The organism is Spirillospora sp. NPDC046719 (genome assembly GCF_040645715.1).
Classification (GTDB): Bacteria; Actinomycetota; Actinomycetes; order Streptosporangiales; family Streptosporangiaceae; genus Spirillospora.
On the sequence record NZ_JBEYYT010000256.1, the window covers coordinates 1 to 13480 of the forward strand.

The following is a 13480-nucleotide window of genomic DNA, read 5'->3' on the forward strand; positions in this document are numbered from 1 at the left end:
TATTTGTTGGTAATTTCATTTTTTATAATTACTTTTTTTATAATTATATCTTATTTTTCTACGCTTTTAAAAATTAAGTTACCTAGCGATCCTGCTATTTCTGTAATTACTAAAATAGATTACTTAAATCTTGTTAAACTTTCTTTTTTTGTTGGAGTTGTTTATTTTTTTCTGTTTTCCCTTCCTGAAATGTTCATTCTATTTATAGTGCGGAAAAGCGGGAGAGAACTTGAAGATTTGAATAATAAAGAAAGAAAATTAATTGAGACTCTTTTTAGAATATTATTAGGAAGCTATATTCCCACAGTTGCGCTATTTTCTTTATCAATCGATCAATTTTCATCCATTGTTGAAATCTCAGCTCTCTTTACCATTTTCATCTTCTTTTTCAACCTCGTAAAGACTAGTAAATGAAGTTAATGTCCTATCCACCATAAAATTTATCCCAAGTATTAAAACCACTAGAGCAATAATGGCTTTAATCAAATCATTAATTGACATATAAATCACTCCTCTCCGCCCCTATGGGGCCTTTTATTTGCCAAACTTGCTACTTACGCTGAGTTGAATACAACGTGTAACTACATTCACAGAAGCTTCGCAACTGTTTTGTTTGTTCGCTTGTTTGACTTTATGAACCCCGGCGCAGGCTCCGACACCCCCGCCCGGGCCCGCGCCCTCCCCGGCGCTCGCGGCGGGCGAGGCGGACGCGCTCGTCGAACGGCAGTACCGGCAGGCCGCGCAGGCGGGCGACCCGTCCGCGATGCGCAACCTCGCGGTGCTGCTCGGCATGCAGGGACGCACGGCCGAGGCCGAGTCATGGCAGAAGTACGCCGACGCGGTCGCCGCGCGCCCGGCGCCGTATCCGCAGGGCACCGCGCCCGGCTACGGCCCGGCGACCCAGGCGCCGGGGGCCGCCGCCCGCCCGAACGGGTACGGCAAGCCGTCCTACAACCACGCCTCGATCTACGCGCTGACCTGCGGGCTCGTCGGGCTGATCTCGTGCGGGCTGACGTCCATCCCGGCGATCGTCGCGGGGCACATCGCGTGGGCGCGGGTGCGCCGCTCCAGGCAGCGCGGCCTCGGCTTCGCGATCACCGGGATCGCGCTCGGCTGGCTCATGGTCGCGTTCTGGCTGCTCGTCCTGCTCGGCTGGTCGCTGCCGGACGATACGTCCAGCGGATGATCCCGGTCCGGCCGCGCGTTTAATCCGTTGCACGCCCTCCGGCGCGGATGGCACCGTAGGACACGTCAGCCCGTCGAAGACGGAGACACGAGACCTCGAGAGGAGGACCGGCCATGGCGATGGAGCAGCTACGACTTCGACTGCCCTCGGCGTCGCACGCCCGCCCCGGCCGGTATCCCCTCTCCTAGAGGCCCCTTGGCCGAGCCGCCGCGAGCGACGCCTCGCACAGACCTGCGGCTCTACCCCAACAGGCAGAGGGGCCATCCTCAGACGGTGGACGTTCCGGGTTCGAATCCCGGGAGCCGCACGCACGCCTCCGTAGTCCAACGGTAGAGACAGCGGCATGAGGTGCCGTGTGCTGGGGGTTCGAATCCCTCCGGAGGTACTGGGCGGGCCGTGGGCCCGCGCCCGGGGCGGCGCCGACGCGGGAGAGTCGGGCCTGTCTGTAAAACAGGTGCAATGTCTGAGTGGGTTCGAATCCCACCCGCCCCACCGGATCCCCCTCCCGGGGCGCGGTCAGCGCTGGCGCTCGTGGATGTAGAGCTCCTTGCGGCCGGCGGGCCCGACGGAGCGGTGGTCGGGCACCGGCAGCTCGTAGCGGACCTTCCGCAGGTGGTCGCCGTACTGCCGGTCGGCGTTGTAGACGGACCGGAACTTCCAGATCGACCTGGCGAAGTTCGTCTGCCCGTGCCACAGGTGGCGGCCCATGATGCCGAGCGTCTGCGCCGCCGCGGCGACGCCGAGGTGCTTGCGGTTCATCACCGACTGCGTCTTCACCAGCTCGCGGTAGAACTCGTACAGCGGCAGGTTCGTCGGCACCACCGCGTGCTGGATGTCGAAGAGCCGGTAGTCGCGCGTGGACAGCTTGCGGGACTCGGTGTGCCAGATCTCCGTGCCGGGATAGGGCGTCATCACGGTGAGGTTGACGATCTCGGGCACCGACAGCGCCCACTCCCGGACGAGCTTGAACTGCCGGGCGTCCCAGGCCGGGTCCACGATGAGGTTGATGGCCACGGTGAGGCCCATCCGGCGCGCGAGTTCGAGGGCCTTGATGTTGGTGTCCGGGCTGGTCCGCTTGCGGTACCGGTCGAGCCCCTCCTCGTCGAGCGCCTCCATGCCGAGGAACATGTAGTTCAGGCCGAGCCGCCGCCACCGCTCGAAGACCTCGGGGTGGCGCAGCAGGACGTCAGCGCGGGTCTCCAGGTAGTACTCCTTGCGGATGCCGCGCCGCTCCACCTCGGCGGCGATCGCGTCGCCGTGCTCGGGCTTGATGAACGCGACGTCGTCCACGATGAACAGGCCGGGCTCGCGGATCGAGGCGATCTCCTCCGCCGCGGCCTCCGCCGACACCTTCCGGTACGTGCGCCCGTAGAACGTCCACGCGCTGCAGAACGAGCAGTCCCACGGGCAGCCGCGGGTGAACTCGATGGACGCGGCCGGGTCCAGGACGCCGATGAAGTACTTGTGGCGGCGCCGGGTCAGGTCGCGGGCCGGGCGGGGCGCGTCCAGGCTGTCGAGCAGCAGCGGCACCTTCTTGCAGGTGCCGTCGGCGGTCACGGCGCCCGGCACCTCGCCGAGCCCGCCGTCGCGCGCGGCCTCCAGCAGCAGCGGCGCCGCGACCTCGCCCTCCCCGCGCAGCACCGCGTCCAGCGCCCCGTTCGCCTGGTCGAGGACGTGCTGGGCGATGAACGAGACGCTGTGCCCGCCCGCGAACACGAAGCACTCCGGCAGCCGGCGCTTGACCTCCTTGGCCAGGTCGATCATCTCCGGCACGTTGGCCAGGTAGTTCACCCCGAACCCGACGGCCTCCGGCCGGAACTCGCGCAGCTCGCGGCGCAGGTCGTCGTGGGTGAAGACCTGCAGGTCCAGCAGCCGGACCTGGTGGCCGGCGGTGCGCAGCGCGGCGGCGACCCGCTCGACCCCGAGCGGTTCCAGCCGCAGGAAGATCTCCGAGTACATCAGTCCGCTGGGATGGACCAGGAGAGTGCGCATCGGGTTCCCTTCCCAGGCGCGTCGGTCGTTCGCTGGTGGTGCCGGAAACGCGGCGCTCCGGACAGCGGACTGTTACCCGTGATAACGGAGAGTTAACGAGTTGCCGGGGCGGCGGGCATTGAACTAATGTCTGGACATGTGTCCGGAGAAGTGTCGACCGAGCCCCCGCGCCGCCGCCTCACGCCGCGGCAGGCCGACACGGTGCGCCGGCTCACCGACGCCGCCGTCGAGGAGGTCCGCGACACCGGCTACGAGGGGCTGACCGTCCGCAACGTCGCCCGCCGCGCGGGCGTGGCGCCGGCCACCGCCTACACCTACTTCGCGTCCAAGAACCACCTGATCACCGAGGTGTTCTGGCGGCGCCTCAGCGCGCTGCCGCCCGTCGAGACCGGCGAGGACCCCGACGTCGCCGGCCGCGTCGAGCGGGTGCTGCGCGAGATCGCGCTGCTGGTCTCCGACGAGCCGGAGCTCGCCGCGGCGTGCACCACCGCGATGCTCGGCACCGACCCCGACGTCCGGGAGTTGCGCGCCCGCGTCGGCGTCGCGATCCGCACCCGGCTGCGGGACGCCCTCGGCGACCGCGACGACCCCGCGGTCCTCGGCGCGCTGGAACTCGCCTACTCCGGTGCGCTCCTGCACGCCGGCATGGGCTACACCTCCTACACCCGCATGGCCGACCGGCTCGCCGAGATGGCGCGGCTCATCCTGCCCGGCGGCGACGGCGCCCGCGCATGACGGGGACGGCCTAGATCTGCCCCTCCGGCTTCGCCGGGATCGTCGCCTTGATCGCCGGGGTCAGCTCGATCAGCACGTCCCCGGCCGGCCGGTACTTCGCCGGGACGGTCACCTCGACGTACGCCTGCCGCCCCACCGCCGTCCAGGTCACCGGACGGTCCACCGGCTGCCCGAACCAGCTGATCCCGTTGATGTCCACCAGCTCCGACGTCTGCCGCAGCGCCGCCGGTATCGGCACGCCGCAGCGCAGCGCGATCGCCGGTGACCCCCACGCCGCCGTCAGCTGCGAATCCGGCCTCGTGTCGCGCAGCGACCGGCCGTGCACCTTCGCCGGCAGGCGAAGCCCCTCGCAGAGCCGCTGCGTCGCCGCGTCCGGATGCGGAACCGGGACCTCCACCGCGCCGTCCCCGCACGCGGCGGGCAGCAGCATCAGCGGAGCCAGCAGCAGCGGCGCCCAGCGGAACCGGAGCTCAGATGTGGACAATGGGGCAGGTGAGGGTGCGCGTGATGCCCTCGACCGTCTGGATCTGCGCGACGACGAGCTTGCCCAGCTCGTCCACATTCCGCGCCTCCGCTCGGACGATCACGTCGTAGGGTCCCGTGACGTCCTCCGCCAGGGTCACGCCGGGGACTCCGGAGATGTGCCCCGCGACCTCGGCCGCCTTGCCCACTTCGGTCTGGATGAGGATGTAGGCCTGCACCATCACGTCCTCCCCTGGGCGGAGAATTAGCCGTCGGACGGTCACCGTATCGTGTTAGGCGGCGCCGTGGGCGTTCGGGGGCCGCACAGCCCATTCACGGGCCGGACGAGGCCGGCGGGACACGGGCGCCGCGCGGTGAGAGGGCGGGAACGGGGCGGATGGGCACCATCGGGGAGCTGGGCGAGTTCGGGCTGATCGGCCGGCTGACGCGGCGGCTGCCGCAGGGCCCCGCCGTCCTGCTCGGCCCCGGCGACGACGCCGCGGTCATCGCCGCGCCGGACGGCCGGGTCGCCGCCACCACCGACCTGCTCGTCGAGGGACGGCACTTCCGCCGCGACTGGTCCGGCCCCTACGACATCGGCCGCAAGGCCGCCGCGCAGAACCTCGCCGACGTGGTCGCGATGGGCGCCCGCCCGACCGCGCTGCTCGTCGGGTTCGCGGCGCCGCCGTCCACCGAGACGGCCTGGGCCGAACGGCTCTACGACGGCCTCGCCGACGAGTGCCGCCGCGCGGGCGCGTCCGTCGCGGGCGGCGACGTGGTCGGCGCCCCCGAGGTCACGCTCGCGATCACCGCGCTCGGCGACCTCGGCGGCGGCGCGCCGCTCACCCGGTCCGGCGCCCGTCCCGGCGACCTCGTCGCGGTGCGCGGCCGGCTCGGGCACGCCTCCGCCGGGCTGGCGCTGCTCGCCGAGGGACGCGACGGGCCCGCCGACCTGCTCGCCGCGCACCGCCGCCCCGAGCCGCCGTACGAGGCGGGCGCCGAGGCGCGGGCCGCGGGCGCGACCGCTCTGCTCGACGTGAGCGACGGCCTCGTCCAGGACCTCGGGCACCTCGCCGAGGCGAGCGGGGTGCGGATCGACGTCGACTCCGCGAGACTGGTGGTCCCGGAGTTCCTCGGCCCGGACGGGCTGCGGCACGTGCTCACCGGCGGCGAGGACCACGCGTTCGCCGGCGCCTTCCCGCCCGATTCGCCGCCGCCCCCGTCCTGGACGGTGATCGGAACCGTACGAAAAGGTGCGGGAGTGCGCGTCGACGGGCGCGTTCCGGACGCCGCCGGATGGGACCATTTCCGGGGGTGAACGGCCGGTCGACGCCGGGTGTCGACGGGGTGCGCTTTCCCTCATCCGGTAGGCATGTTTGGTACTGGTTTGGTATACATCCTGTGATCGAAGAGGAATGGGATGGGACGACACACCAAGCGCGAGCGACCCGATGACGAGCCCGCGCCGGACGATCCGGCGCCCGCGGGTTCGTTCCTCGGAGCCCCTCCCGGCCCGTCCTACGAGGCCTTCTCCGGCCCGACCGACGACCAGGTGTTCTTCTCCTACGAGCCCCACCCTCCCGCCTCCTCGCCCGGTTCCCCGGCCGGCCCGCCGCCGCCCGCGCAGCGCCAGCACGGCCCCCCGGATCCGCGCCGCTTCGAGCCCTATCCCGGCGACTACCCGGGCGACCTCCCCGCCGCCATGGCCGGCCGCGACGATCGCGTCCCCGGCGCTCCCGCCCCCTCCCTGCCGCCGTCCGGGCCCGCGGCGGGTCCCGGCGCCGACGGCATCGCGCAGACACCCGCCGCGCCCGCCGCAGCCTCCCCGCGCTCGACGCGGGCCCGGGTCGCCCGGCTCGTGTCCGCGCTCCCCGTCCCGATGCTGCCGATCGTCGCGCTCGTCATCGCCGTCGGCGTCGTCGCCTACGCGCTGAGCACCCAGCAGATCTCCCTCAACTTCGCCGGCGGCGCCCCCAAGAACCCCGTCGACACCAACCCGCGCGACAGCACGGTCTCCCAGCGCGGGCCGGGCAACCGCGCCAGCCGCGCGAGCCGCCCCGACGGGCTCGTCATCGCCTTCCACGTCGTCTCCCGCACCACCACGGCCTTCCGCGCCACCGGCACCGTCACCAACCAGGGGCAGAAGGCGATCTCCCGCTGGGCGCTCGCGTTCAAGATCCCGAACGTGACGGTGCGCGCGGTCAGCGGCGCCATCGTCGTGAAGACCGGGCAGCTCGCCTACGTCCGCGGCCGCACGGGGCTCGCGCCCGGACGCTCCGCCCAGTTCGTCTTCACCGCGAACGGCACGCCGCGGAAGCCGACCTACTGCGTCATGAACAGGCTGGCCTGCACCATCCTGTGAGCTGCCCTGGCCGGGAGCCGCGCCGCGCGATGGATCGCCATAAAGTGGATGCCATGCAGCAGAACGCGCCCGCGCCCCGCCAGGCCCCGCCCCTCGTGCTCACCATCGCGGGCTCGGACTCCGGCGGCGGCGCCGGGATCCAGGCGGACCTGAAGACGATGCTCGCGCTCGGCGTGCACGGGATGAGCGTCATCGCCGCCGTCACGGCGCAGAATTCCCTCGGCGTCCAGGGCTACTGGGAGCTGCCGGTCGAGGCCGTCCGCGCCCAGCTCGACTCCGTGCTGTCCGACATCGGCGTGCACGCGATCAAGACCGGGATGCTGGCGTCGACCGCGCTCGTCGAGACCGTCGCCGAGGCGCTGGCCGCCTCCGACGCCCCGTCCGTCGTGGACCCGGTCGGCGTCTCCAAGCACGGCGACTCGCTGCTCGCGCCCGACGCCGTCGACGCGGTCCGCTCGGCACTGCTGCCCGCCGCGACCGTCGTCACCCCGAACCTGTACGAGGTCGAGCAGCTCACCGGCGTCAAGGTGGTGGACGAGGCGGGCCTGCGCGAGGCCGCCGAGGCGGTCAAGGCGCTCGGCCCCCGCTGGGTGCTGATCAAGGGCGGCCACCTGCCCGGCGAGCCCGCCGACCTGCTGTTCGACGGGGAGCACGAGCACCGCTTCACCGCGCCGCGGCACGACAACCGGCACACCCACGGCACCGGCTGCACCCTCGCGTCCGCGATCGCCTCCCACCTCGCGCTCGGCGACGACGTCCCCGCGGCGGTCGGCAAGGCCAAGGAGTACGTCACCGGCGCGATCGCCGCGGGCTTCCCGCTCGGCGCCGGCATCGGCCCCGTCGACCACGGCTGGCGGTGGCGTTGACGCGATCACGGCCCGAGGGCCTCGCCTGGCGGCTCGGCCCTCGACCGTGCTTGTGCGAGCGCGGCATCGCTTCGCGATCTTCCCGGTGGAGGCTCGCCTCCGGCGTCGCCTCCACCGGTCAGGTCACGCGCTCGCGTGACGGCCGGGCGTCCTGCGCCGAAAGCCATGCATCAGGGCCGTGCATCAAGGCCGTGCGTCAGAAGCCGTGCATCGAGGCCGTGCATCGAGGCCGTGCGGCGAAAGTGTCCGGGCATGCGAAAACCGGCTCACCGGGCTGTCCCGATGAACCGGCTCAGGCTCGCGTCCCGCGGTTCAGACGGTCGGCTTGACGATCTTGCCGGCCTTGATGCAGGAGGTGCAGGCGTTGATCCGCTTGGTGCTGCCGTTCACGACGGCGCGCACGCGCTGGATGTTGGGGTTCCAGCGGCGCGGGGTGCGGCGGTGCGAGTGGGAGACGCGCATGCCGAAACCGGGTCCCTTGCCGCAGACGTCGCAGACGGAAGCCACGGGAAACTCCAAGTGGTGTCGATGCTCTACCGGAGCGCCGCCCGTCGCCGCCTCGGGCGGGGCCGGGCATCGTGGGCGCTCACTGATCGCGCCTCGGACGAGGCGCACGGATCAGACTAGCCGAACGGTCCCTGACTAAGCGAATCGAAGCCGCGGTCAGGGCTCTGGCGCCCGGTGGGGAGGGCACTGCAAGATGACCCGATGGTCCTTGATGCGGCGTCGGTGCGGCAGTGGTGCAGGCTCGCGGCGGACGCCCTCGGCCGCACCCGCGGGGAGATCGACGCGCTGAACGTCTTCCCCGTCCCCGACGGCGACACCGGAACGAACCTGCACCTCACCGTCCTCGCGGCGGCGGAAGCGGCGGACGCCCTGCCCTCCGGCGCGTGCGAGGCGGACACGTGGCGAGCGGTCGCGCAGGCCGCGCTGCTGGGCGCGCGGGGCAACTCCGGGGTGATCCTCAGCCAGGTCCTGCGGGGCATGGCCGACGTGCTCGGCTCGCCGCCGGCGCGGACGGGGGGCGAGGCCCTCGCGGAGGCGCTGGAGCACGCGTCGGTGCTGGCCAGGGCGGCGGTCGAGCATCCCGTCGAGGGCACGATCCTGAGCGTGCTGGGCGAGGCGGCGTCGGCGGCGTCGGAGGTGTCCGCGGCGGGCGCCGAGGGGACGGCCCGCGCGGCGGCGGACGGGGCGCGCCGCGCGCTGCGCCGCACGACCGGGCAGCTCGACGTGCTGGCCCGCAGCGGCGTCGTGGACGCGGGCGCCGCCGGGCTGTGCGTGGTCCTCGACGCGCTCGCCGCCGTGGTCACCGACGAGTACCCCGAGCACTACGAGGTCCCCGCCCGTGCCGCCGGCGGGACGCCGCCGCCGGCCGCGCGCCCCGAACCGCAGGGACCCGGCTACGAGGTCATGTACCTGCTGGACGCGCCGGACGCGGCCGTCCACGACCTGCGGGAGAGGCTCGACGGTCTCGGCGACTCCCTCGTCGTGGTCGGTGGCGACGGCCTGTGGAACGTCCATGTGCACGTCGACGACGCGGGCGCCGCGATCGAGGCGGGTCTGGCAGCCGGGCGCCCGCACCGGATCCGCGTCACCTACCTGCACGCCGCGTCCCCGGACGAGCCGCACCGGCCGCACGCGGGCCGCGCCGTGATCGCGGTGACCGCCGCCGACGGGCTGGCCGCGCTGTTCGAGGAGGCCGGCGCCCGGGTCGTGCGGCGCGAGCCCGGCGCGGTGCCGCCGCTCGCCGTGCTGGCGGAGGCGATCCTCGCGGCCGGCGACGAGGTGGTGGTCCTGCCGAACGAGCCGGAGGTCCTCGCGCTCGCCGAGGCCGCTGCCGAGCGCGCGCGGGACGGCGGTGCCCGCATCGCGGTGGTCCCGGCGAAGGCGTCCGTGCAGGGACTCGCCGCGCTCGCGGTGCACGACCCGCTGCGCCGCTTCGGCGACGACGTCATCGCGATGACCCGCGCCGCCGGCGCCACCCGGTTCGGGCACCTGGAGGTCGCCGCGCAGGAGGCGGTGACGAGCGTCGGCCTGTGCCGGCCCGGCGACGTCCTCGGCCTGATCGAGGGTGACGTCGCGACGATCGGCGCCGACATCGCGGAGGTCGCGCGGCGCGTCCTGGACCGGATGCTGTCGGGCGGCGGGGAGCTCGTCACCCTGATCGCCGGGCGCAACGCGCCGCCCGGGCTGGCGGAACGGCTGGAGGACCAGCTGCGCGACGGCCGTCCCGACGTGGAGGTCGCCCTCTACGACGGGGCGCAGCGCCGCTACCCGCTGCTCATCGGAGTCGAGTGATTCGTGTCGCCGCCATGGGCTAGAAAGGGTCCGTGGCGAATCTCGACGAGCCGTTGCGCAAGGTTCTCGGCGACAAGACGGCCAAGGTGCTGGAGAAGGGCCTCGACCTGCACACGGCCGGCGACCTGTTGCACCACTATCCGCGCCGCTACGCCACCCGGGGCGAGCTGACGCCGCTGAACGAGCTGCTCGACGGCGAGCACGTCACCGTCATGGCGGAGGTCGTGAAGGTGCAGGGCCGCTCGCTGACCCGCAGCCCCGGCTACGTCCTGGAGATCACCGTCACCGACGGGACGGGGCAGCTCAAGCTGAGCTTCTTCGGCCGCAAGGGCTCCTACCGCCCGGAGAAGGACCTGTCGCCCGGCACCCGCGGCCTGTTCGCCGGCAAGATCAGCACCTACCGGCCGCGCAGCGGGAACGTGCAGCGGCAGCTCACGCATCCGCAGTACAAGGTGGTCGCGGAGCGGACCGCCGAGCAGGCCGCGCAGGAGTGGGCGGACGAGATCATCCCGATCTACCCGTCGACCAAGGGCCTGGACATCGAGACGATCGGCATGTCGGTCGGGATGGTCCTGGACCAGCTCGACCTGCCCGCCGACCCGATGCCCGAGGCGCTGCTGCGCCGCCGCAACCTGATCGGCCTCCGCGAGGCGTACGAGGGCATCCACCGGCCGAAGTCCTGGGACGAGCTGACCCGCGCCCGCGCCCGCCTGAAGTGGGACGAGGCGTTCGTCGTGCAGGTCGCGCTGGCGCAGCGCCGGCTCGCGGCCGCCGCCCTGCCGGCGAAGCCGCGCCCGCCGTCGTTCGGCGGCGTCCTCGCCGAGTTCGACGCCCGCCTGCCGTTCGAGCTGACCAAGGGCCAGCGCGAGGTCGGCGACGAGATCGCCGCCGACCTGGCCCTCGAACACCCCATGCACCGCCTCCTCCAGGGCGACGTCGGAGCCGGCAAGGCTCAGCCACTCGACGCCGGCGTGTTGACGCCCGGCGGATTCCGGTCGATGGGCGACCTTCGGGCGGGGGACGAGGTGATCACGCCCGAGGGCGAGGTCACGGTGGTGACGGGCGTGTTCCCGCAAGGCGAACGGGAGGTCTACCGCCTCGTGTTCTCCGACGGGACCTCGGTCGAATGCGATGACGAGCATCTCTGGGCGGTGAAGACCGACACGGGCTGGCACCGCGGGAGTGATCTCAAGGTCCTGACGACGCGCGAACTGCGCCAGGACCTGCTTCGCAAGTCCGGAGTCAGCAAGTGGTACCTGCCCTTGGTCGAGGCGCCCGAGTTGGACGCGCCGATCGCCCGCCCGATCGATCCCTACCTCTTGGGCGTCCTGCTCGGTGATGGGTTCATGAAGTACGGGCGGCTGGCGATATCGACGCAGGACCGGGAGATCGTCGATGCGGTAGGGGAACTGGTGCCCGATGGATGCAGGTTCGTCCAGCGAGCGGACCGTCCACTCGACTGGTCGATTCTCGGTGAGCGTCGCGGTGCGGGAAACCCGGTCATCGCCGCTCTACGGGACCTGGGCGTCTACGGCAAGGGGGCGTACGACAAGTTCGTTCCGGCCGGCTATTTGAACGCATCGGCGAAAGAGCGGCATGCGCTGCTGCAAGGGCTGCTGGACACGGGCGGGACGTTGCGAGCCGAGGGCAGGGACGTCAGCCTGCTCTCCGCCTCGCGGCGACTGGCGGAGGACGTCGCCTGGCTGACCCGGTCGCTCGGTGGCTACGCCCGGTGCCGTCAGATCATGAAGATGGGCAAGCCCTACTGGACGACGAGCGTCGCACTGCCGAACGCCTTCCCGCCCTTCCGGCTGTCCCGCAAGGCGAGCCGGTTGAGGCCGCGTACGAAGTACGAGCCCAGGCGCAAGGGCATCCGCGCGATCGAGTACGTCGGCCGCAAGGCGGTCCAATGCATCTCCGTCGCCCATCCCGGTCACCTCTACGTGACGGATGGATGGACGCCGACCCACAACACGGTGGTCGCGTTGCGGGCGATGCTGCAGGTGGTGGACGGGGGCGGGCAGGCGGCGCTGCTCGCGCCGACCGAGGTGCTCGCGCAGCAGCACTACCGGTCGATCACCGGGATGCTCGGGGACCTGGCGCAGGCCGGGCAGATCGGCGGCGCCGAGCACGCGACGCGGGTGGCGCTGCTCACCGGGTCGCAGGGCGCGAAGGCGCGCAAGGCGGCGCTGCTGGACGCGGCGTCCGGTACGGCCGGGATCGTCGTCGGCACTCACGCGCTGCTGCAGGAGACCGTGCAGTTCGCCGACCTGGGGCTCGTGGTGGTGGACGAGCAGCACCGGTTCGGCGTCGAGCAGCGGGACGCGCTGCGCGAGAAGGTCGACGGCGGCCGTCCGCACGTGCTGGTGATGACGGCGACGCCGATCCCGCGGACGGTGGCGATGACGGTGTTCGGCGACCTGGAGACGTCGGTGCTGGGGCAGCTGCCCGCGGGCCGGTCGGCGATCCAGACGCACGTGGTGCCGCCGGAGCGGCCGAACTTCCTCGCGCGGACGTGGGAGCGCATCCGGGAGGAGGTCGGGCAGGGGAGGCAGGTCTACATCGTCTGCCCGCGCATCGGGGAGAAGGAGGGCGACGAGGGCGACGCCGTCGCCGCCGACGAGGAGGGCCGGCGGTCCCCGCTCGGCATCATGGAGCTGCTGCCGCAGCTGGAGGAGCTGCTGTCCGGTCTGCGGATCGGGGTGCTGCACGGCAAGCTCCACCCGGACGAGAAGGAAGCGGTGATGCGCCGCTTCACCGAGCGGGAGCTGGACGTCCTGCTCGCGACGACGGTCATCGAGGTCGGCGTGGACGTGCCGAACGCGACCGTGATGGTGATCATGGACGCGGACCGGTTCGGCGTGTCCCAGCTGCACCAGCTGCGCGGGCGGGTCGGGCGCGGGTCGCTGCACGGGCTGTGCCTGCTGGTGACCGACGCGGAGCCGGGGAGCAAGGCGCGCGAGCGGCTGGACGCGGTGGCCTCGACGACGGACGGGTTCCGGCTGTCGCGGCTCGACCTGGAGCAGCGGCGCGAGGGCGACGTGCTGGGGGCGGCGCAGGCGGGCCGCGCGTCCAGCCTGCGGCTGCTGACGCTGCAGCGCGACGAGGACGTCATCCGCGACGCGCGCGAGGAGGCGACGTCGCTGGTCGAGGCCGATCCGGACCTGTCCGGCCATCCGGGGCTGGCGACCGTGCTGGCGTCGCTGCTGGACGAGGACCGCGCCGGCTTCCTGGAAAAGACGTAATTCCTACCGATTAAGTTGACTTTTGGCCGGATCGCCGCCACGATGGTCGCGTGACCTCGAACTCGGCCCTCGTCGCCCGGTTGCACGTCGATCTGCGGCGCGTGGCCAGCGCCCTGTGTTCCCGTCGCTGATCCCGACCGGGGTCCGGGCGCCCGCCCGGCCCGTCCAGGACCGACGGCTTCCAGGAGGCCACACCATGACGATCACCCGGCTCGACGACGTGGAGGAGTCCCTCCGCGCGACCGACCCCGCGACCCGCGCCGCCGCGGTCGCGGCGCTCACCGCCGCCGTCCGCGCGGGCGACGCCCCGCGCGGCGCCGGCGACACCCTCGCC

Annotated in this window: 13 protein-coding genes and 3 tRNA genes; 12 read left to right on the forward strand and 4 right to left on the reverse strand. The window is 71.2% G+C overall.

The window, feature by feature from the left end; translation table 11 throughout:
* The 5 genes from ABZ914_RS33040 to ABZ914_RS33060 form a co-directional block, all read left to right on the forward strand.
* Nucleotides 1–414, forward strand: a 414-nt coding sequence (locus ABZ914_RS33040; RefSeq protein ID WP_500198075.1) for a hypothetical protein, incomplete at its 5' end; no start/stop codon positions are given.
* A 349-nt stretch (nucleotides 415–763) separates the two neighbouring features.
* Nucleotides 764–1186, forward strand: coding sequence for a DUF4190 domain-containing protein (locus tag ABZ914_RS33045; RefSeq protein ID WP_500198077.1), 423 nt, complete (start codon nucleotides 764–766; stop codon nucleotides 1184–1186).
* Nucleotides 1187–1419: 233 nt separating this feature from the next.
* Nucleotides 1420–1493 (forward strand) — tRNA-Leu (locus ABZ914_RS33050).
* A 5-nt stretch (nucleotides 1494–1498) separates the two neighbouring features.
* A tRNA-Leu gene (locus ABZ914_RS33055) sits at nucleotides 1499–1571 on the forward strand.
* Between the two features lie 25 nt (nucleotides 1572–1596).
* A tRNA-Tyr gene (locus ABZ914_RS33060) sits at nucleotides 1597–1678 on the forward strand.
* 24 nt (nucleotides 1679–1702) lie between these two features.
* Here the strand turns inward: ABZ914_RS33060 and hpnR are convergent.
* The gene (hpnR, locus tag ABZ914_RS33065) at nucleotides 1703–3178 is read right to left on the reverse strand and encodes a hopanoid C-3 methylase HpnR (protein WP_500198078.1); all 1476 of its coding nucleotides are present in this window, start codon (nucleotides 3176–3178) and stop codon (nucleotides 1703–1705) included.
* Nucleotides 3179–3316: 138 nt separating this feature from the next.
* Between hpnR and ABZ914_RS33070 the strand changes: the two genes are divergently transcribed.
* Nucleotides 3317–3913, forward strand: coding sequence for a TetR/AcrR family transcriptional regulator (locus tag ABZ914_RS33070; protein WP_500198080.1), 597 nt, complete (start codon nucleotides 3317–3319; stop codon nucleotides 3911–3913).
* Between the two features lie 10 nt (nucleotides 3914–3923).
* Here ABZ914_RS33070 and ABZ914_RS33075 read toward each other — a convergent pair whose 3' ends face one another.
* Both ABZ914_RS33075 and ABZ914_RS33080 read right to left on the reverse strand, forming a co-directional pair.
* Nucleotides 3924–4397 carry a DUF3515 domain-containing protein gene (locus ABZ914_RS33075; RefSeq protein WP_500198081.1) on the reverse strand — a complete coding sequence of 158 codons (474 nt, stop codon included), beginning with the start codon at nucleotides 4395–4397 and terminating at the stop codon, nucleotides 3924–3926.
* Nucleotides 4384–4617: an Lrp/AsnC family transcriptional regulator gene (locus ABZ914_RS33080; protein ID WP_151542521.1), complete on the reverse strand. Its 234-nt coding sequence runs from the start codon at nucleotides 4615–4617 to the stop codon at nucleotides 4384–4386. Before ABZ914_RS33080 ends, ABZ914_RS33075 begins: the two co-directional genes overlap by 14 nt.
* A gap of 155 nt (nucleotides 4618–4772) precedes the next feature.
* Between ABZ914_RS33080 and ABZ914_RS33085 the strand changes: the two genes are divergently transcribed.
* The 3 genes from ABZ914_RS33085 (at nucleotide 4773) to thiD (ending at nucleotide 7603) form a co-directional block, all read left to right on the forward strand.
* On the forward strand, nucleotides 4773–5693 hold the full coding sequence (locus ABZ914_RS33085; protein ID WP_500198083.1) for a thiamine-phosphate kinase: 921 nt from the start codon (nucleotides 4773–4775) through the stop codon (nucleotides 5691–5693).
* 102 nt (nucleotides 5694–5795) lie between these two features.
* A complete protein-coding gene (locus tag ABZ914_RS33090) occupies nucleotides 5796–6737 on the forward strand; it encodes a cellulose binding domain-containing protein (protein WP_500198084.1) in 942 nt (313 codons plus the stop codon).
* 53 nt (nucleotides 6738–6790) lie between these two features.
* Nucleotides 6791–7603: a bifunctional hydroxymethylpyrimidine kinase/phosphomethylpyrimidine kinase gene (gene thiD / locus ABZ914_RS33095; protein ID WP_387027297.1), complete on the forward strand. Its 813-nt coding sequence runs from the start codon at nucleotides 6791–6793 to the stop codon at nucleotides 7601–7603.
* Nucleotides 7604–7915: 312 nt separating this feature from the next.
* Here the strand turns inward: thiD and rpmB are convergent, their stop codons facing one another.
* Nucleotides 7916–8110 carry a 50S ribosomal protein L28 gene (rpmB, locus tag ABZ914_RS33100; protein WP_067632165.1) on the reverse strand — a complete coding sequence of 65 codons (195 nt, stop codon included), beginning with the start codon at nucleotides 8108–8110 and terminating at the stop codon, nucleotides 7916–7918.
* A gap of 201 nt (nucleotides 8111–8311) precedes the next feature.
* On the opposite strand from rpmB, the gene ABZ914_RS33105 reads away from it, so the two are divergent.
* From ABZ914_RS33105 to ABZ914_RS33115, 3 genes are read left to right on the forward strand one after another with little or no spacing between them, the layout of a single operon-like run.
* Entirely contained in the window at nucleotides 8312–9901 is a 1590-nt protein-coding gene (locus ABZ914_RS33105; protein ID WP_500198086.1) for a DAK2 domain-containing protein, read from the forward strand.
* A gap of 32 nt (nucleotides 9902–9933) precedes the next feature.
* Nucleotides 9934–13146: a helicase-related protein gene (locus ABZ914_RS33110; RefSeq protein ID WP_500198088.1), complete on the forward strand. Its 3213-nt coding sequence runs from the start codon at nucleotides 9934–9936 to the stop codon at nucleotides 13144–13146.
* 50 nt (nucleotides 13147–13196) lie between these two features.
* On the forward strand, nucleotides 13197–13277 hold the full coding sequence (locus ABZ914_RS33115; RefSeq protein WP_500198089.1) for a putative leader peptide: 81 nt from the start codon (nucleotides 13197–13199) through the stop codon (nucleotides 13275–13277).
* The last annotated feature ends 203 nt before the right edge of the window (nucleotides 13278–13480 follow it).

Bases quoted from the DNA above. Each gene is read 5' to 3' on its own strand.
- ABZ914_RS33045 (WP_500198077.1), top strand. From the start codon at position 764: ATGCGCAACCTCGCGGTGCTGCTCGGCATGCAGGGACGCACGGCCGAG.
- hpnR (WP_500198078.1), bottom strand. From the start codon at position 3,178: ATGCGCACTCTCCTGGTCCATCCCAGCGGACTGATGTACTCGGAGATC.
- ABZ914_RS33080 (WP_151542521.1), bottom strand. From the start codon at position 4,617: ATGGTGCAGGCCTACATCCTCATCCAGACCGAAGTGGGCAAGGCGGCC.
- ABZ914_RS33085 (WP_500198083.1), top strand. From the start codon at position 4,773: ATGGGCACCATCGGGGAGCTGGGCGAGTTCGGGCTGATCGGCCGGCTG.
- ABZ914_RS33090 (WP_500198084.1), top strand. From the start codon at position 5,796: ATGGGACGACACACCAAGCGCGAGCGACCCGATGACGAGCCCGCGCCG.
- thiD (WP_387027297.1), top strand. From the start codon at position 6,791: ATGCAGCAGAACGCGCCCGCGCCCCGCCAGGCCCCGCCCCTCGTGCTC.
- ABZ914_RS33105 (WP_500198086.1), top strand. From the start codon at position 8,312: ATGGTCCTTGATGCGGCGTCGGTGCGGCAGTGGTGCAGGCTCGCGGCG.